Annotated in this window: 17 protein-coding genes; 8 read left to right on the forward strand and 9 right to left on the reverse strand. The window is 65.9% G+C overall.

What is annotated here, in order from left to right; all coding sequences use genetic code 11:
* The first annotated feature begins 50 nt into the window (after positions 1 to 50).
* From sigM to NRB20_RS30000, 5 genes are all read left to right on the forward strand, one after another.
* The gene (gene sigM / locus NRB20_RS29980) at positions 51 to 629 is read left to right on the forward strand and encodes an RNA polymerase sigma factor SigM (RefSeq protein ID WP_319945578.1); all 579 of its coding nucleotides are present in this window, start codon (positions 51 to 53) and stop codon (positions 627 to 629) included.
* Positions 630 to 738: 109 nt separating this feature from the next.
* Positions 739 to 1683, forward strand: a complete 945-nt coding sequence (locus NRB20_RS29985) for a hypothetical protein (RefSeq protein WP_153414775.1) — start codon at positions 739 to 741, stop codon at positions 1681 to 1683.
* 120 nt (positions 1684 to 1803) lie between these two features.
* Entirely contained in the window at positions 1804 to 2790 is a 987-nt protein-coding gene (gene trxB / locus NRB20_RS29990) for a thioredoxin-disulfide reductase (RefSeq protein WP_153414776.1), read from the forward strand.
* 25 nt (positions 2791 to 2815) lie between these two features.
* Entirely contained in the window at positions 2816 to 3142 is a 327-nt protein-coding gene (gene trxA, locus NRB20_RS29995) for a thioredoxin (protein WP_153414777.1), read from the forward strand.
* Positions 3143 to 3455: 313 nt separating this feature from the next.
* Positions 3456 to 4661 carry an N-acetylmuramoyl-L-alanine amidase gene (locus NRB20_RS30000; protein ID WP_153414778.1) on the forward strand — a complete coding sequence of 402 codons (1206 nt, stop codon included), beginning with the start codon at positions 3456 to 3458 and terminating at the stop codon, positions 4659 to 4661.
* 70 nt (positions 4662 to 4731) lie between these two features.
* Here the strand turns inward: NRB20_RS30000 and NRB20_RS30005 are convergent, their stop codons facing one another.
* The 9 genes from NRB20_RS30005 to rpmH form a co-directional block, all read right to left on the reverse strand.
* Positions 4732 to 5481: a GNAT family N-acetyltransferase gene (locus tag NRB20_RS30005; protein WP_319945579.1), complete on the reverse strand. Its 750-nt coding sequence runs from the start codon at positions 5479 to 5481 to the stop codon at positions 4732 to 4734.
* 201 nt (positions 5482 to 5682) lie between these two features.
* Positions 5683 to 6702, reverse strand: a complete 1020-nt coding sequence (locus NRB20_RS30010; RefSeq protein ID WP_153414779.1) for a ParB/RepB/Spo0J family partition protein — start codon at positions 6700 to 6702, stop codon at positions 5683 to 5685.
* Between the two features lie 4 nt (positions 6703 to 6706).
* Entirely contained in the window at positions 6707 to 7705 is a 999-nt protein-coding gene (locus NRB20_RS30015; protein ID WP_227834025.1) for a ParA family protein, read from the reverse strand.
* Between the two features lie 2052 nt (positions 7706 to 9757).
* Entirely contained in the window at positions 9758 to 10486 is a 729-nt protein-coding gene (gene rsmG, locus NRB20_RS30020) for a 16S rRNA (guanine(527)-N(7))-methyltransferase RsmG (RefSeq protein WP_319945580.1), read from the reverse strand.
* Positions 10487 to 10589: 103 nt separating this feature from the next.
* Complete coding sequence (locus NRB20_RS30025) at positions 10590 to 11255, reverse strand: Jag family protein (RefSeq protein WP_227834008.1); 666 nt, start codon at positions 11253 to 11255, stop codon at positions 10590 to 10592.
* Positions 11256 to 11288: 33 nt separating this feature from the next.
* Positions 11289 to 12521, reverse strand: a complete 1233-nt coding sequence (gene yidC / locus NRB20_RS30030; RefSeq protein ID WP_319945581.1) for a membrane protein insertase YidC — start codon at positions 12519 to 12521, stop codon at positions 11289 to 11291.
* A gap of 4 nt (positions 12522 to 12525) precedes the next feature.
* Entirely contained in the window at positions 12526 to 12882 is a 357-nt protein-coding gene (gene yidD, locus NRB20_RS30035) for a membrane protein insertion efficiency factor YidD (protein WP_153414781.1), read from the reverse strand.
* Positions 12879 to 13295 carry a ribonuclease P protein component gene (gene rnpA / locus NRB20_RS30040; protein ID WP_319945582.1) on the reverse strand — a complete coding sequence of 139 codons (417 nt, stop codon included), beginning with the start codon at positions 13293 to 13295 and terminating at the stop codon, positions 12879 to 12881. Before rnpA ends, yidD begins: the two co-directional genes overlap by 4 nt.
* Positions 13296 to 13377: 82 nt before the next feature.
* Positions 13378 to 13521 (reverse strand): 50S ribosomal protein L34, encoded by a 144-nt coding sequence (gene rpmH / locus NRB20_RS30045; protein ID WP_033085250.1) that lies wholly within the window; start codon positions 13519 to 13521, stop codon positions 13378 to 13380.
* A gap of 583 nt (positions 13522 to 14104) precedes the next feature.
* Between rpmH and dnaA the strand changes: the two genes are divergently transcribed.
* From dnaA to recF, 3 genes are all read left to right on the forward strand, one after another.
* Positions 14105 to 15973, forward strand: coding sequence for a chromosomal replication initiator protein DnaA (gene dnaA, locus NRB20_RS30050; protein WP_319945583.1), 1869 nt, complete (start codon positions 14105 to 14107; stop codon positions 15971 to 15973).
* A gap of 859 nt (positions 15974 to 16832) precedes the next feature.
* Positions 16833 to 18002, forward strand: a complete 1170-nt coding sequence (gene dnaN, locus NRB20_RS30055; RefSeq protein WP_153414782.1) for a DNA polymerase III subunit beta — start codon at positions 16833 to 16835, stop codon at positions 18000 to 18002.
* A 131-nt stretch (positions 18003 to 18133) separates the two neighbouring features.
* Positions 18134 to 19330 carry a DNA replication/repair protein RecF gene (gene recF, locus NRB20_RS30060; protein WP_153414783.1) on the forward strand — a complete coding sequence of 399 codons (1197 nt, stop codon included), beginning with the start codon at positions 18134 to 18136 and terminating at the stop codon, positions 19328 to 19330.
* The last annotated feature ends 120 nt before the right edge of the window (positions 19331 to 19450 follow it).

Consider the following 19450-nt stretch of genomic DNA (forward strand, 5'->3'; position numbering starts at 1 on the left):
CGTTTGAAGCGATCGAGCGATCCACCGGGGGGACGTCGGAGGCGTCCGCTGTGGGCAGACGCCCGATCGAGCTGGACACGGCCACCGATATCGAACTTCTGAACGCCCATGTCGCGGGTGATCGCGATGCCTTCGGCGTGCTGTTCCGCCGACACTACAACCACCTCTGGCAACTGGCCCTGCGAACCTGCCGGATCCAGGAGGATGCGGCCGATTCGCTACAGGACGCGCTGTGGTCCGCGCACCGCAATGCCGCGAAGTTCCGGGGTGATGCCGAAGTACGCAGCTGGCTGCATCGCATCGTGCTCAACGCCTGTCTGGATCGGATGCGGCGCAACAAGTCCCGCTACAGCGTGTCGCTGTCCGACGAGAGCGTCGCCGAACCGGTCGTCGAGCGCGACGACATCGCTCGGTTGGAGGTATCGATGCTGGTCGACAGCGCGCTGATGCGGCTGCCCGACGATCAGCGCGCCGCGCTGGTGGCGATCGACATGGAAGGGTATAGCGTGGCGGATGCGGCGCAGTTGCTGGGCGTCGCCGAGGGGACGATCAAGAGCCGGTGCGCCCGCGGCCGCAAACGACTCCAGCAGGAGTTGGAATTCCTGCGGAATCCCGGGAACCGGATGTAGTCGAGATGCGTCATTACTAGTGACGGACGAATTCCGTCATACTGGCGGGCTCCGCGCGTAACGGAGTCGGCGAGTAGCCCGATTCAACACGGCCCGATCCGGAGAGGCGATGGATGACACAGGCGAATCCGCCGAGCATCAGCGCCGCACCGGAGTGAGCGGTCCGGACGACACAGGAGGTTCGATGGCAACTCCGCGACCTCCCTTCTCCACGGATCTGCTGGCGGATCTGCACGCCGACAATGTCGCCCCCGACCTGTCCGATCGGCTCTGGCCGCAGATCCGGCGCGATCCCGAGGCCCTGCGATTCCTGCGCTCGCTCGACGATGTGACCACCGAACTGCGGAATCTGGGCCGCGAACCCACGATCCTGCACCCGATGCCCGACCAGGTCACCGCCCGGCTCGACGCCCTGCTCGATCAGCTCGCCACCGGCGGCCCGGCATGTTCGGGCGAACCGGCCACACCCGCCCCCGAAAGCCCCGAACACGTCGCCACCGTGCACCGCCTGCCGCTTGCCCGCCCGGCGCAGGGCCCGCCCAGCACGCGTCCCCTGCCCGCCCTGGACGCCGAACACCCCGATACCGAAGAGCTCGAGCCCGTCGAGCCCGCGGCGCCGATCCCTCTGCGCCCCGGTCGAAGACGCTGGCGCTGGCTCGCCGCGGCGGCCGCGGCCGTCGTCGTGGTCGCCGGATCCCTGATCACGGTGGACGCCATGCGCAGTCCGCAGAGTCCGCCGACCGCACTCCCCACTCCGCAGTCCGGTGACGACGTCGACATCTCCGACGATCTGCCGGTCTCCCAGTTGCTCGGCGCGATGGGCCGCCGCGATCTGAGCGGTCCGCTGGCCGATCACGCCGCCCTGGTCGGCTGTGTCAACGCGGCCGGGCTGGATCGGTCGATCCTCGGCGCGACGAACGCCACCTACCACGGCAAATCCGCGGTACTGATCCTGCTCACCGGCCCGAGTTCGCCGAAGATCACCGCGCTCATCGTCGGCCGGGACTGCGGTCCGGGCAATGCCCACGTGCTGGTGCAACAGGACATCGGCTGAGCCGGATTCCACCTGCGGTCCCGCTCACACCGTGTACTGGCCGTTCGGGGGCGGGAACAACAGCGTTTACCCTGTTGTTGACCGACACGCCTGTTGAAACTTTTTCTTCGGAAGGGCCTCATGAGTACGCAAGTTCGCGACCTGATCATCGTCGGCTCCGGCCCGGCCGGGTACACCGCAGCGGTGTACGCGGCGCGCGCCGAACTCGAGCCGGTGCTGTTCGAGGGCACCCAGTTCGGTGGTGCGCTGATGACAACGACCGAGGTGGAGAACTTCCCCGGTTTCCGCGACGGCATCATGGGCCCCGACCTGATGGACCAGATGCGTGAGCAGGCCAAACGTTTCGGCGCGGACATCCGCACCGAGGACGTCGAGGCGCTGGACCTGTCCGGCCCGATCAAGAAGGTCACCGTCGGCGGCGAGGTGCACGAGGCCTACGCGGTCATCCTGGCCATGGGTTCCGCGGCCCGCTACCTCGACGTCCCGGGGGAGCAGCAGCTGCTCGGCCGCGGCGTGAGCGCGTGTGCCACCTGCGACGGATTCTTCTTCAAGGGCCAGGACATCGTCGTGGTCGGCGGCGGCGACTCGGCCATGGAAGAGGCGACCTTCCTCACCAAGTTCGCCGCCAGCGTCACCATCGTGCACCGCCGCGAGGAGTTCCGCGCCTCGCGCATCATGCTCGAGCGGGCCCGCGCCAACGAGAAGATCCGTTTCCAGCTCAACTCCGAGGTGGTGCGGGTCAACGGCGAGAACAGCGTCACCAGCCTGACCGTGCGCGACACCCGCACCGGCGAGACCTCCGAACTCGCCGCGACCGGCCTGTTCGTCGCGATCGGCCACGACCCGCGCAGCGAACTGGTCCGCGGCCAGGTCGACCTCGACGCCGAGGGCTACGTGCAGGTGAACGACCCGAACACCTACACCTCGCTGCCGGGCGTCTTCGCCGCGGGCGATCTGGTCGACCACACCTACCGCCAGGCCATCACCGCGGCCGGCACCGGCTGTCGCGCGGCCATCGACGCCGAGCGCTGGCTCGCCGAACAGGGCGACATCACCAGCAACACGCTCGACAACGCCGGTAAGCCGGTCGAAGTCTCCGCCAACTGATCCATCGCTCGAGGAGTTCATCACCATGTCCGATGTCACGAAGACCGTCGTCGACGCCACCTTCGCGCAGGATGTGCTCGGCAGCGCCAAGCCCGTCCTGGTCGATTTCTGGGCGGACTGGTGCGGCCCGTGCAAGATGGTCGCCCCGGTGCTGGAGGAGATCGCGACCACGCACGGCGACAAGCTGACCATCGCCAAGGTCGACGCCGACGCCAACCCCACCACCTCGCGCGACTACGGCATCATGTCGCTGCCGACGATGATCCTGTTCTCCGAGGGCAAGGAGATCAAGCGGATCGTCGGCGCCAAGGGCAAGGCCGCGCTGCTGCGCGAACTCGACGGCATCATCTGACCGACACATCTGACAAGCATTCACCTCACAGCGACGGCGACACGGGTTAGTATTTCGTCGCCGTCCGCTGCTGCGTGTGTTGTTCGCACGTCCGGCGTGGTTCCGTGGTTACGCAATGACGCGCCACCGCCGGGGTAGGATCCTCTGCACTCGCCAGAATTGCAGAAATTCGGTCCGGGTCTGAGACAATCGACCGACGTTCCGGACGTGCGCCCCGCGGGGATCGCGCCCTGGCACACCCCCGAAAAAGCTTCGGGAGTGGACGGTCCCAGAAATGGGTACTCGGGTTGGCGGAAGGAAAGGGCTCTCACGCATGCACCGACTTCGTCACGGCGATACCGGTCCAGCCGTAACAGAGGTTCGGAGCACCCTCGCAAGTCTGGGTTTCCTCCACATGCATCCGCATGGTGCGGATCGTTCCGACGGCCACGGTGAATTCTGGAAAGAGACCGACGGCGTCTTCGACCACGATCTCGATTCCGCCGTACGCGCCTTCCAGCAGCATCGCGGACTGCTCGTCGACGGTGTGGTCGGTCCGGCCACCTATCGCGCGCTCAAGGAGGCGTCCTACCGCCTCGGCGCGCGCACCCTCATCTATCAGCTCTCGGCCCCGCTGTACGGCGACGATGTCGCGACATTGCAACGCCGCCTGCAGGATCTGGGCTTCTACGTGCACCGCGTCGACGGCTACTTCGGCCCGCAGACCCACGACGCGCTGACCGCGTTCCAGCGCGAGATCGGCCTGTCCGCGGACGGTATCTGCGGTCCGGACACGCTGCGTTCGCTGGATCTGCTGGGTGCCCGCGTCACCGGCGGCAACCCGCACCGGATCGCGGAGGAGGAGGTCGTGCACCGGGCCGGGCCGCAGCTGACCGGTAAGCGGATCATCATCGATCCGGGTATGGGCGGTCCCGACAAGGGCGTCACCGTGCCCACCGAATTCGGCGACGTCTACGAGTCGGAGATCCTGTGGGATCTGGCGAGTCGGCTGGAGGGCCGGATGGCCGCGACCGGCATGGAGACGTTCCTGTCCCGGCCGTGGGGCGCGAATCCGACCGATGCCGAACGCGCGGACATCTCCAACACCTTCGACGCGGATCTGATGATCTCGCTGCGTTGCGCGACCAACCCCAGCACCCTGGCCAGCGGCGTCGCCAGCTTCCACTTCGGCAACTCACACGGCTCGGTCTCGATGATCGGCCAGGTGCTGGCCGGATTCATCCAGCGCGAAATCGTCGCGCGCACCTCGCTCCAGGACTGCCGCACCCATTCGCGCACCTGGGATCTGCTGCGCCTGACCAAGATGCCGACCGTGCAGGTCGACATCGGTTATCTCACCAACGATTACGACGCGTCGGTGCTGACCAATCCGCGCATGCGCGATGTGATCGCCGAGGCCATCCTCGTCTCGGTCAAGCGCCTGTACCTGCTCGGGCAGGACGACCAGCCCACCGGCACATACACTTTCGCCGAACTCCTCGCCGAGGAACTGGCTGCGGCCGACTCGGCCGCCACGTAATTCCCCGCATCACCAACTCGGCTCCGGACGCGTACTGCCCTGTGGCGGTACACCTCCGGAGCCGATTCGTTCACCGGCAGCCCACCCGGGTCGGAGTCGTGCTCGCGGCCGCGGCGGCCAGCAGTTGATCGAGGGCGTGTTCGACATCCTCTTTCCAGAGGTGATCGCTGTCGAGCTCCAGCCGCAAGCGCGGAAAACGCTGATGCGGTGCGATCACCGAGAATCCGACGTCCTCGAGGAATTCGGCCTCGATCATGCAGCCCTCGGGGGTACAGGCGCCGTTCGCCCGGGAGGCCGACGGTGTGCCGGACGGTATTCCGCTCGCGGGCGTATCGATCCGTTCCATCAGGAACATCGAACTGACCGACCGGGTCGGCAACATCGTGGCGGCCGGATCCTGGCGAATACCGAACGCCTCGATCGCGCGCACACCGCGGCGCATCAGATCGGCCACCACGGCCTGTATCAGCCGATTGGCGACACCGGTGTCCTGATAGGGGAGTTCGGCCCGCAGCGTGGTCAGCAGGACCGCGTCCGGGCTCACCGGCGAGGTGGGGAACAGGCCCGCCCGCGGCACCGCACTCGGCGGTGAGTACAGCGCGCATCCGGCGGACTGGCCGTCGACGAGCGCAACCTGTCCGCACGAACCCCATTCGAGCATGACCGTGGACAGCCATGCTTCCTTCTCGAAGACCGGATCACTGAATTCGCGAGAGTCCTCGGCCACGGCGGGGTCGATCTCCCAGAACACGCACCGGCGTGCGTGCGTCGGGAGTTTGTCGAGTCCGCCGAGGGTCAGTGCGGTCACGCTGGTCGACACCGCTCTGCTCAGCCTCCAGCTGTCGGATTCATCCACGCTCACGTGGCATCAATAACTACTCGCCAGCAAGAATAAGCGATCAACACGAACCGCCTCATTTCCGTCGCCACATCTCGATGACACATGCCCGTCACAGTGACGTTTCGGCGCAGGGGCAATGTTCATCGGATGCTCATGGATTTTCGACCACTATTTACGGTGTCAGGACCGCTGTTTTTCCATCAGTGTCACGATGCGCTCGAGATCGGCGAGATCACCGAACTCGACGGTGATCTTGCCCTTCTTCTTACCCATACTCACCGTGACACGAGTATCGAACGAATCGGCCAGGCGCTCGGCCAGACGATCCAGACCGGGGGCGTACACGGGCTTGCGTTCGGGGGCGGGCTTGCGCTCCTGTTCCGGATAGCGGTTCGCGAGCGTCACCGCCTCTTCGGTCGCGCGGACCGACAACCCCTCCGCGACGATCCGTTCCGCCAACTTCTCCTGCGCCTCGGCGCCGGCGTCCAGGCCGAGCAGCGCACGGGCGTGCCCCGCCGACAGCACCCCGGCCGCGACCCGTCGCTGCACCGGGATCGGCAGTTTGAGCAGCCGGATCATATTCGTGACGACCGGTCGGGATCGGCCGATCCGATTCGCCAATTCCTCGTGGGTGACGTCGAATTCCTCGAGCAGCTGCTGATAGGCGGCCGCCTCTTCCAACGGATTGAGCTGCACGCGGTGGATGTTCTCCAACAGCGCGTCGCGCAGCATGGCGTCGTCGGTGGTCTCCCGGACGATCGCCGGAATGGTCGCCAGCCCGGCCTCCTGGCAGGCCCGCCAGCGACGCTCACCCATGACGATCTGGTAGCGCAGGGGGGAGCCGGAGTCGGTCGTGGCGGGCTCGCTGAGCGCGCGCACCACGATCGGCTGCATCAGGCCGAATTCGCGAATCGAGTGGATCAGCTCATCGAGCGCGCCCTGTTCGAAGACCTGACGCGGCTGCTTCGGATTGGGCTGAATCTCCTCGGCCGGGATCTCGCGGTACACGGCTCCGGCCTCGGAATCCGCGGCCGGATCGGGGACCCGGTGCAGATACGCCTCGGCGGGATGCGGTCCGATCGGATCCAGGCCGATGACGGCGTTCGCCGCGGCACTCCCGAGCCCCTGCACCTCGGCGGGACCGGTCGGGATCAGCGCGGCCAGCCCGCGCCCTAATCCACCCTTCTTCGCCTGACTCATCGGCTTATCGGCCCCTTTCCTCATTCACATCGCCACCCTCGGTAACCGGCGTCGCCGTCACCAGATCCGACGCATTGGTCGCACCGACGGACCGAGCCGCCATTTCCCGACCGGCATCCAGATAGCTCATGGCACCACGAGAACCGGGATCGTAATCGAGAACCGTCATACCGTAGCCCGGTGCCTCGGAAACCTTCACACTGCGTGGAATGACCGACCGCAGCACCGCGTCGCCGAAGTGTCCGCGGACCTCCTCGGCAACCTGATCGGCCAATTTGGTGCGGCCGTCGTACATGGTGAGGACCACCGTCGAAACGTGCAGTTCCGGATTCAGATGCGACTGCACCAGGCCGATATTGCGCAGCAGCTGTCCCACGCCCTCCAGGGCGTAGTACTCGCACTGGATCGGGATCAGCACCTCCTTCGCGGCGACCATCGCGTTGACGGTCAGCAGGCCGAGCGAGGGCGGGCAGTCGATCATCACGTAGTCGATCTCGTAACCGGCCAGGTTCGCCTCCTGGATCGCGGTCTTGAGGCGACCCTCGCGGGCGACCATCGAGACGAGTTCGATCTCGGCGCCGGCCAGATCGATGGTGGCCGGAATGCACAGCAGGCGCTCGTTGTGCGGACTCTGCTGGATCGCGTCCTGGACCGGGATCTCGCCGATGAGAAGTTCGTAGCTCGACGGGACGCCGGAATGGTGGTCGACGCCGAGCGCGGTACTGGCATTGCCCTGCGGGTCGAGATCGATAACGAGGACGGTCATTCCCTGTAGCGCGAGCGCTGCGGCGAGGTTGACCGCCGTCGTGGTTTTGCCGACGCCACCCTTCTGGTTGGCGATGGTGATGATTCGTTGTTCGCGCGGCTTGGGAATGTTCATCGAACCAGGGTGCAGGACCTGGCTCGCACGTTGTGCTTCCGCCGCGATCGGCGTGTCCGCGGAGATGCCTCCGAAGGGCGTGCGACTGAAGTCCTCCGAGTCGAAGGCATTGCCCTCGAGCATCCCGGGAACCCGCGAGGTTGTTTCCCGTGAAACTTTTGCCGGACCGTTCGACATACAGGCTCCTAACCCCGAGAACTTCAGACACGTGCCGAGCGTGGCGTCGACGTCACGCGGCTCGAGTAGGCGGAGCGCCGCCTTGTTGCGAGACCGATGGCCATCCGGCGGACTGCCGGGCACCGAGAAAATGCGCTCACACTCAACGCCACTTAGCTTGCCAGTACTGGACGCAATACGGAAGTTGAACCGCGGCAATCCTTCTCCGACACGCCGAGAATCGGACAATTCTTCTGTGCACCGCAAGCACGCGCACCCCATCCGCAATGTTTCACATGAAACCAGCACCCCCGAGCCGCAGCTCCAGTCCCGCCGCCGCCCACCAACAGACCTCGAACTGCGGACCCGAAATCACGGTCAACTGTCCGCCGCTCCAACCACTCGCTGCCCGCGTCCGCCACTCGCTACCCGCGTCCGCCACTCGCTACCCGCGTCCGCCACTCGCTACCCGCGTCCGCCACTCGCTACCCGCGTCCGCCACTCGCTACCCGCGTCCGCCAGTCACTACCCGTGTCTGCAACCCGTGTCTGCAACTCATGTCTGCTACCGATGTCCGCCACTACCTGTCGGTCGCCCGTATCCGCCATGCGGACAGTCCGCACAGCGCCCACCTCTTGTCCGTCCTGACGGTCCGCTGTCCGCCCTAACAGCCCGCTGGCCCACATCGCGCCCACTGGCCCGACTGTCATTTGCGCATTGGCCAACCCATCCGATGACTACTGGCCGAGTCGCCCGATAGTTGTCCCGAGCGCATCGATGCGCTGTCCCACCGGCCGCGCACTCGGCCTGCCTCACAGCCGCTTCCGGCCCCAACCACGTATGGCGGTCCGCAGCTTCCCGCCTCAGCCTTTCCTCTTTCCACGTCTCCCACGAAGTTCATCAAGCCGGCCGGTCTCATCGGCCCAGCCGTTCCCGCTCAGCCAGGAGGCATCCAACCGCCGATCCGAGTTCCACATCTCCGACGAGTCCAGCGCACAGATCGGGCCGACCCACCCTCGGCCCGCTGCTTCCTCCGGCCCGCTGCTTCTTCCGGCCCGCCGTTTCCTCCGGCCCGCCGTTTCCTCCGGCCCGCTGCTTCCTCCGGCCCGCCGTTTCCTCCGGCCCGCCGTTTCCTCCGGCCCGCTGCTTCTTCCGGCCCGCCGTTTCTTCCGGCCCGCTGCTTCTTCCGGCCCGCTGCTTCTTCCGGCCCGCTGCTTCTTCCGGCCCGCCGTTTCCTCCGGCCCGCTGCTTCTTCCGGCCCGCTGCTTCCTCCGGCCCGCTGCTTCCTCCGGCCCGCTGCTTCCTCCGAGCCGCCGCTCCCTCCGAGCCGACACGTTCGCGGTCCGGCTATGCCTTCGGCCTTGCACAGCACTTCGACGGTTGCGGTCCGGACCGCTCTCTGTCCGCGACAAGTCCTTGCTCTCGAGTGAGGTTTGTCCCTCCGGCCTGTCCGTCCACCCCGCCTCGACACTGAGTCTCGAGCCACCTTCGGACAAGGCGTATCCCGCTTCCGTCAGTTGGTCCGGCATCAACTGCGATCGAAGTGTCTGCCTGACGGGCAATCTGACCGAACGCGAAATGAGCGCCACCATCCCGTCCGTCGACCGACCTTCGTCACCGTGACGGGAACGGTGCGACCGCAAGATCATTGCCAACCCGACCGGTTGAGCGGGAGGATCGATAGCCACCCTTACGACGGCTTCTGCGGCCGGGACTCGGGGTGGGGCGGCAACTCGTCCGACCGACACTGCAACTCGTGTTTCACATGAAACATGCACGCTCGACGACGATCGAAACGAAGCGCCCGCGATCCAGACCAACCACCGGGTTCGACGGGGATTGCATGCCGATCAATCTCAACGCCGACAGCGCTACGGCACTCCCGAGAACGACAGCGCTACGGCGCGACAGCCAACCGCTCACCGGAGATCCCCGGAACTACATCGAGCCGGTCACGTTTCACGGGAAACATGACCGGCTCGATGTGGCTCCGGTTTCACATGAAACATTCGAGCCGAACTACCGCGTCCGACGCACTCGAACTCCGCGACGTCCCGGACGCTCGGAGCGGGGGAGTCGCTCCACGCTCAGCACCACGGTCGGCGGATCGACGAGACCCGCGCCGCATTCGAGAACCTGCGCGTTGCCGCCACCGGCTCGTGTCAACTCCTCGCGATCCCGCTCCAACTCCTCGGCGACGCTCGATCCCTTCAGCGCCAACATCCGGCCGTGGTCGTGCACCAGCGGCAGCGACCACTGCGCCAATTTGGCGAGCGGCGCGACCGCGCGCGAGGTGACGACATCCGCGCCACCTACTTCCTTCCGAACTCCCGGCTGCTCCGCGCGCCCGCGAATCACCGTCACATCGAGACCGGCGGCCTCGATGAACTCCGCGAGAAATATGGTCCGCCGCAGCAGCGGCTCGACCAGCGTGACCCGAAGATCGGGTCGAGCGATCGCCAGCGGGATCCCGGGCAACCCGGCGCCACTGCCGACATCGACCACCGCGGCCCCCTCGGCGATGAGCTCCCCGAGCACGGCGCAGTTGAGAATGTGTCGATCCCACAGCCGCGGTAGCTCCCGCGGTCCGATCAATCCGCGGTCGACCCCGGCACCCGCCAGGGCCGCGTAGTACTGCCGGGCCAGCGGTAGCCGATCTCCGAAAACTCGCGCCGCCTCAACGGGCGGCTCCTCCGCACCGGAAGCGGGGGAGGGGTTCGGATCAACGCCGTCTGCGCCTCGTTCCACGTGAAACTTCCTTCCCGACCGATAGGACTGGATCTCCGGACGTCCGTACAAGACTAGGGCCCCCGGTTCAGCGAACCGGGGGCCCTACCCTCACACCACACTGCTACGACGGCACGACCACCACGTGCCGGTTGGGCTCGACGCCCTCGCTCTCGCTCTCGACACCGTCGACAGCGGCCACCGCATCGTGCACGATCTTCCGCTCGAACGGAGTCATCGCAGCGAGCGATTCGGGCTTACCCGAGTCCAGCACCCGCTGCGCCGCGGCGGCGCCCAGCGCACTCAGATCTTCCCGGCGCTTGGCCCGCCACCCGGCGACATCGAGCATCAACCGGCTGCGGACTCCGGTCGCCTGCTGCACGGCCAACCGAGTCAGCTCCTGCAACGCGTCCAGCACCTCGCCGCGACGACCCACCAGCTTCGACAGATCGCGGCCGCCGTCGATACTCACGATCGCCCGATCGCCCTCGACATCCAGATCGATGTCACCGTCGAAGTCGAGCACATCCAACAGCTGCTCGAGGTAGTCGCCGGCGATCTCGCCTTCCTCGATCAACTCCTCTTCCGCATCACCGGCCTCGTCGGCGTCATCCGCCTCGTCGGTATCATCCGCGTCGGAGTCGGTTTCACGTGCCACACCGGAATCGGCCGGGGCCTCCTGCACGACGTCGGATTCGGGGACCTCAGTGGTTTCCGCGGCCGCCTGCTCGATCGTGCCGTTCGCGCTCAGCGCCACAGTGGCGTCCCCTCCATCGGTCTCAACAGTCATTGTTGTCGTTTCCTTCACTCCTGCCGCGAGCTATCAGCGACGTCGCTTCTGATTCGGACGGCCACGATTACCGGATCGCTTGCGATTACCCTGTCCGGTCGACTTACCCGAGGAGGCGGTCGACTTACCCGACTTCGCCGTCCCGTTCTTCGACGCCGCGGTGCCGTTCGCCGACTGTCCGGTGCCGTTCTTCGATGCGGTCGAATCGTCGTCGACGGGAGCATCGACGGGCACATCGGCACCATCCACGGTCGCGTCGACCGGAGCATCGGTCACCGCACCGCGCTTACGCCGGTTGTCGGGCTTAGCTCCCGGCTTGGGAGCATTCTGCGCGCGACGCTCGAGCGCCTCCTGCTTCTTGCGCTCGTCTTCCTTGTCGATCTGCTTGAACACGATGTGCTGCTGCGCGAACGTCCAGATGTTGTTCGACACCCAGTAGAGCAGGATGGCGATCGGCAGGAACGGACCACCGACGATCACACCGAGCGGGAAGACGTACAGCGCCAGCTTGTTCATCAGCTCGGCCTGGTTCGGCCCCATCGGGCTCGGCGAACCGCCGCCGCCCATACCCGTCGGATCCACCGAGACGCCGGTCGCCCGCTGCCGGGCCACCGAGGCACGCGCGTTGAAGTGCGTAGCCAGACCCGCGATCAGCATCAGCGGAACGGCGACCGCGATCATGTGCGAGATCTCGGGAATGCCGCCGTAATCGGCGAACGCTGCCATCTGCGATTTAGGCGTGGTGATCGCCGCGGAGATCGGCGCACCGAAGATCCGGGCGCGCAGGAAGGACTGCACATCGTCGACACCGAAGGCGTAGTTCGCGGTGTGCGCGTTCGCGTACGCGCTCATCCCGCCGCCGTGGCCGAAGCCGGGCAGGCCGCTGGTGACGCCGACCCGGTTGAACGAGCGCAGCACGTGATACAGACCGATGAAGACCGGCACCTGGGCCAGGATCGGCAGACAGCCCATGAGCGGGTTGAAGCCGTGTTCCTTCTGCAGCTTCTGCATCTCGAGCGCCATCTTCTGGCGATCGTTCTTGTACTTCTTCTGCAGTTCCTTGATCTTCGGCTGCAACTGCTGCATCTGCCGGGTGGTGCGCACCTGCTTCACGAACGGCCAATACAGCACCAGACGGAGAGTGAACACCAGGAACACCACGGACAGCGCCCAGGCGAACCCGTTGTCATTGCCCAGTGCCAGCCCGAAGGCCTTGTGCCAGAACCATAAGATCCAGGACACCGGGTAATAGATGAAATTGAGCACGGCTCTAAGTACTCCCGTCGGTCGTGTCGCCGGTCGCCGCGCGCGGCGACTCCTTCAAAGGCTCGTGTTCGGCAGCCGCGTCGGACGATGCCGGATCGGCAGCAGCCCCTTTCCGTTTACGCTCCGGAACGGGGTCCCACCCTCCAGGGTGCCAGGGTGCACATTTGGCCAAGCGCACGGCCGTCAGTCCGAGACCGATGAACAGTCCTCGGGTGCGCAACGCCGTCACCGCGTACTCACTACAGGTGGGCGTGAATCGGCATACCGGCATCCGCGTGGGGGAGACGTAGGTGCGGTACAGCTCGATGAGAAAGATCAGAATTTTCGCCGGGAGTGCGGCCAACGTCCGCAGCCGGTTCATGAGGACCTGCCGTGTTCCGGCACACCCTTGTCCGCGGAGGTCGGCGGCGGAAGCAGTTTGCGCAGCGCGGATCGCAGCTGCCGATCCAGTTCCGCGCTGTCGGCGGCCGCCGCACCGGGCAGGGCACGAATCACGACGTTCGCGGCGGTGGGCAGTTCCTCGATCACGCCGGCGCAGATATGACGCAGGCGGCGGGCCACCCGGTGACGAACCACCGCGGGGCCCACCGCCTTACTGACGATCAGACCGAACCTCGGCCCGCCACCGCGGACGGACGGAGTTACACCGTCCGCCTGCTGCGCGGGTGTGAGGTATATGTGCACGACAAGATCATGTCTCCCGATTCGTCGGCCGTGCCGCACCGTCCGGGAGAAATCGGCACGATGATGCAGCCGGTACGGCTCAGGCAGCACCTGGGTGTCCGAGCACGTAACGGGTGGAGCGGAGCGGACCGAACGGCGAACAGATCATGACGCCGATACCGGTACCGATGGATCAGGCCGTGAGCTTGGCGCGGCCCTTGCCGCGACGCGCCGACACGATGGCGCGACCCGCGCGGGTCCGCATCCGGAGACGGAAGCCGTGGACGCGCGCCCGACGACGGTTGTTCGGCTGGAACGTCCGCTTGCCCTTGGCCACGGTCGACACTCCTCGAGTAGGTGGGCGTCCAGTGACGCCCGAAGCTGGTGGGTGAAACTCTTGCGTGCTCGCGACGGCGGACGACATCCGCATCGGAGCAATCCCATCGGGATGCGCCAACCTCGCTACCTGGGCAGCAGACATTCGGCACCACGTCAATGGGTGACTGTACGAGGGTACTGATCTGCTCCGACAGGGTCAAACCCGGGTCCCCGGATGCGATCCACACCACTTCGGAGTGATTCCGCGGCCCGACACGCCGCCGGGCCACACGAGATGGCCCTATGCCGTACGAGATGGCCGAAACCACCCTTGTCGGCCGGTCCACACAGCATATAGGGTGCTTAGCTAGCAGATTGCTACGGAAGCGCTGGTCTCGGCGTTCCAGGGGGAATGTGTACAGCGCGACGCTAGCGCACAGGGTTGTCCACATCTGTGGATAATTGTGTGGAAGAAGCAGTGGGGTGGCATATTCTTATGGCCCCCAGCCATCCAGACGGCCACGTCGACGCTCATGCCACCGGGGGTTGCGGGCGATGCCGACCGTCGGCTCCTAGCGACCTTTATCGGGGAGGAAGTATACGTGGACGACGAGCAGAACGTGTTGACCGCCGTGTGGCCGGAGGTGGTCGCCGAGCTCACCACCGGATCCGGTGATGGTGCCATACCGCCGGTGTCCAATGCCCAGAAGGCATGGTTGGGCCTGGTCAAACCGCTGACGGTGGCCCAGGGGTTCGCGCTGCTCTCGGTGCCGTCCTCACTCGCCCAGGAGGCGATCGAACGCGATCTGCGCGAACCCATCCTCCGATCGCTGGCCCGTCGGCTCGGTCCACAGGTGGAGGGACTCGGTGTGCGCATCGCCGCGCCGGCCGCGCCACCGGCCGATCGCACGGGTGGTCCGCCCCGGCACGCCCGGCTCACCTCGCGTCCGGACCGGCTGCGCGAACATCCGCGCGCTCCTCGCGAGCCTGTGAATTACCCCGCACCGGACGCCTACCAACCGGCCCCCGAGTACGGCGCACCGCGCTATCACACCCCGCCCGAATACCCGGGTCACGACGACTATCCCCAGCCCGAGTACGTCACCGCGCCGATGGCCGGAGAATTGCCGACCATCCCCAACCACGCGCAGGCAACCCCTCAACGACGTGATATCGATCTACCTCCGGTCCGGAACGTCCCGGTTCCGCCCGGACAGGAGTCGTTGTTCGCCTCGGATCCCGAACCCGCGCCGCCGCGTCATCCGATGCAAACCGAACAACCGATGCATCACCAGATGCCGGGCGAACAACCGATGCACCGTCCGATGCCGAACGAGCAGCAGGACGACGAGCCGGTCGTCAACGCGCACAACTCGTGGCCGACCTACTTCACCAAACCGTCGGAACCGCCGGCCCCGGCACCGGCCCCGGCGGCGTCGTCCTCCGCGAGTCTGAATGCCAAGTACACCTTCGAGACGTTCGTCATCGGCGCCTCGAACCGGTTCGCGCACGCGGCCGCGGTGGCGATCGCCGAGGCCCCCGCACGGGCCTACAATCCGCTGTTCGTCTGGGGCGCTTCGGGTTTGGGCAAGACGCACCTGCTGCACGCGGCCGGTCACTACGCCCAGCGGCTGTTCCCCGGCATGCGGGTGAAGTACGTCTCCACCGAGGAATTCACCAACGACTTCATCAACAGCCTGCGCGACGACCGCAAGGTCGCGTTCAAGCGCCGCTACCGCGAGACCGACATCCTCCTGGTCGACGACATCCAGTTCATCGAGGGTAAGGAAGGTATCCAGGAGGAGTTCTTCCACACCTTCAACACCCTGCACAACGCGAACAAGCAGATCGTGGTCTCCTCGGACCGGCCGCCCAAACAGCTGGCCACCCTGGAAGAACGACTACGCACCCGGTTCGAATGGGGGCTGATCACCGATGTGCAGCCGCCCGAACTCGAGACCCGCATCGCGATCCTGCGCAAGAAGGCGCGGATGGATCGCCTGGACGTCCCGCACGACGTGCTCGAACTCATCGCCAGCCGGGTCGAACGCAACATCCGCGAACTCGAGGGCGCGCTGATCCGGGTGACGGCCTTCGCCTCGCTCAACGGTCAGCCGCTGGATCTGTCGCTGGCCGAGGTGGTGCTGCGGGATCTGATGCCCGACACCACCACCCTGGAGATCACCGCCTCGACGATCATGGCCGTGACCGCGGAGTACTTCAACACCACGCTCGAGGAGCTGACCGGCCCGGGTAAGGCGCGTCCGCTCGCGCAGGCCCGGCAGATCGCGATGTATCTGTGCCGCGAACTCACCGATCTGTCACTGCCGAAGATCGGCCAGGCCTTCGGCCGCGACCACACCACGGTCATGTATGCGGAGAAGAAGGTGCGCAAGGAGATGACCGAACGCCGCCGGGTGTACGACCAGGTTCAAGAACTAACAGCCAGAATCAAACAGCGCTCCCGCTGATTGCCTCCACAGGCCCCTTCACCCCGTTGACCTGGGTGAAGGGGCTTTTTTCAGGTGTGGATTCCTCGAGGAATTCTTGTGGAGTCCTCGAGGAATCCACCGGCTGTCCACCGAGTTGCCCACAGCGCTGGGGAGGAATCTGTGTACGGGCCACTCACAGGGGTTAGTACACAGATTGCACAGGCGGATCCATCCTCGAGGGCTGACCTGCGCGGACGACCTTTTCGGCTTGTGGATTCCTCGAGGAATCCATGTCAGGTCCTCGAGGAATCCACCCGTTCTGCACGGGATGGTGCACATGTGTGCACAACCGGGTGATCATGATGGAAGAACTCGAGGATGGCTCGAGGATGGACCTGGGACAGATTCGCGGCGTCCACAACGACTCTCCGTTCATCCTCGAGTCACCCGCTCGACATCCCCATGCCGCCACGCCTTCCCAGCAGGGGATTCGGCGGGAGTCCACAGATTCCACAGCGCCTACTACTACTTCAGTTCTTCTTCTAGAGATCTCTCTTTTAAAACAGGGTGTGTGGAAACTCGGTTAGGGACGGATCGGCACGAGGGGGCTTCGTCCCCAACCCGTATCGATGAGCAAGGAGAAGAACGGAACAGTCCGGAGCCGGAACATCGCGCGAACCCACCGAGCCGCGCCCGGATGCGCATTGCCCATCCGACGCACCGGGAGGGGTGGTTCAGTCGGTAGGCTCGTCCGCGAGTACGGTTTGGTGTCGGTCGCCTGTGTCACACTGCGTTGAGACGAATGCGGGAGGCCGATCCAGCACCTCCTGCATGAACCCGTACCGCCGAACCGATACAGATCACGACCGATCGAAACTGGGAGAGGAACTACCGGGCGATGGAGCTTGCAAGCATGAAGTTTCGGGTCGCTCGCGAGGATTTCGCCGAATCCGTCGCCTGGGTGGCCCGGAGTCTGCCCTCGCGGCCGCCGGTTCCCGTGCTCGGTGGCGTCCTGCTCGTCGCGAGTGAAGACGGCCTGACGGTCTCCGGTTTCGACTACGAGGTCTCCGCGCAGATGCGAGTGGCCGCCGAGGTCGCCGGTCCGGGTCAGGTCCTGGTCTCCGGCCGCCTGCTGGCCGACATCACCAAGGCGCTCTCGAACAAGCCGGTCGACGTCTCGGTCGACGGCACCCGCGTGCTGATCGCCTGCGGCAGCGCCAAGTTCTCCCTGCCGACCATGCCGGTCGAGGATTATCCCCAGCTGCCCGAACTGCCCCCGCAGACCGGTGAACTCGGTGTGGACGTCTTCGGTTCGGCCGTCGGCCAGGTCGCCGTCGCCGCCGGCCGTGACGACACGCTCCCCATGCTCACCGGTATCCGGGTCGAGATCGACGGCGAGAAGATCGTGCTGGCGGCCACCGACCGCTTCCGGCTCGCGGTCCGGCACCTGGAATGGCGGCCGGGCCGTCCCGATGTGGAGACCGCGGTGCTCGTCCCGGCGCGCACGCTCTCCGAATCGGCCAAGACGCTCGGTTCCTCCGATGCCCCGGTGCAGCTCGCCTTCGGCACCGGCACCGACGGTCTGCTCGGCATCGTCAACGGCGGCCGCCGCACCACCACCCGGCTGCTTGACGCGGAATTCCCCAAGTTCCGCCAATTGCTCCCCAAGGAGCACACCTCCATCGCCACCCTCGAGGTCGCGGCGCTGATCGAGGCCATCAAACGTGTTGCGCTGGTTGCCGAACGCGGTGCCCAGGTTCGGCTGGAATTCTCCGAACAGGGCCTGCAACTCTCGGCCGGCGGCGACGACGCGGGCCGCGCCGAGGAGTGGCTGGAGGCCGAGTTCCGTGGTGATCCGCTGACCATCGCCTTCAATCCGGGCTACCTCAACGACGGTCTGTCGGCACTGCATTCGGATCGGGTGACCTTCGGATTCACCACACCGAGCCGTCCCGCGGTGCTGACCCCGACCGGCGAGGAGGAGCCCGAGGTGCTCGACTCCGGTGCCTTCGCCGCGTTGTCCACCGACTACATCTACCTGTTGATGCCGGTGCGCCTGCCGGGCTGATGCCACGGGTGAGCATCCGGACATCTGTGGATAAATGTTGACAGCTCTGTGAAAAACCAAGGGCGAGGCCGGTATTCGACGGCCTCGCCGAGGTTTTCCACAGTGTTCCCGAACGGGCGGTGGACTGAGCGATGTACGTGCGGACGTTGACGCTGCGTGACTTCCGCTCGTGGGATCAGGTCGATCTCGAATTATCCACAGGCCGAACGGTTTTCCTGGGTGCCAACGGCAACGGCAAGACCAATCTCATCGAGGCGATCGGCTACCTGTCCACACTCGGTTCCCACCGCGTCGCCTCGGACGCACCGCTGATTCGCCTGGGCGCGAACAAATCTCGGCTCGGGGCGACGGTGGTCAACGCCGGGCGGGAACTGCGCGTGGATGTGGAGTTGAATCAGGGCTCGGCCAATCGCGCGCAGATCAATCGTTCACCGGTCCGGCGTACCCGGGAGATCCTGGGGATAACTCAGACCGTGTTGTTCGCGCCGGAGGATCTGGCCCTGGTCCGCGGCGATCCGAGCGAGCGCCGCCGCTTCCTCGACGAATTGTGCACAGCCCGGCTGCCCAGACTGGCCGGTGTCCGCGCGGATTACGACCGGGTGTTGCGGCAACGTTCGGCGCTGCTGAAAACCGCTGGTAGACAGTCGCGTTCGCGTTCCTCCCAGGCGACCGAACTGAGCACGCTGGACGTCTGGGACGGACATCTGGCCACCCACGGCGCCGAACTGCTGGCCCAGCGGCTGCGCCTGGTGCACGACCTGTATCCACACCTCGAACAGTCCTACCGTTCGATCGCCCCCGAATCGCGCACCGCGTCGATCCGCTATCGCAGCGGTTATCTGCTGCCGGAATTCCTGGATCCGGCCCGCGATCCACAGCCCGAGGACGTCGAGGTGCTGGCGGCGACCATGCTGAGCGAATTGGCGCAGGCCCGGCCCAAGGAGCTCGAGCGCGGGGTGTGTCTGGTGGGCCCGCACCGGGACGATCTGGAACTCGTGCTCGGCTCGGCTCCGGCGAAAGGCTTTGCCAGCCATGGGGAATCGTGGTCGTTCGCGCTGGCGCTGCGGTTGTCGGCCTTCGAACTGCTGCGCGGTATGGGCACCGATCCGATCCTGATGCTCGACGACGTGTTCGCCGAACTGGACCGGCGTCGCCGCACCGCGCTGGCCGCCGTCGCGGCGACCGCCGAACAGGTGCTGATCACCGCCGCGGTCCCCGAGGACGTCCCGTCCGAACTCGAGGCGACCCCGTTGCGAGTGGAGACCTCCGGCGAGGCCGACGAGCGAACCTCACATATCGCAGATCAGGTGTCGCCCACGACAACCTGACTGTCACCGGATGTCACAACAAAGTCATGTGACACTGCCCGGCATCCCGGCGTGTCCCCGCGCGAAGCGACTAGCCTACTTATCCACAGATCGACCCCGCATTCCACAGCTCGACCGAAA

Source organism: Nocardia macrotermitis, assembly GCF_009604405.1.
GTDB classification, from domain to species: domain Bacteria; phylum Actinomycetota; class Actinomycetes; order Mycobacteriales; family Mycobacteriaceae; genus Nocardia; species Nocardia macrotermitis.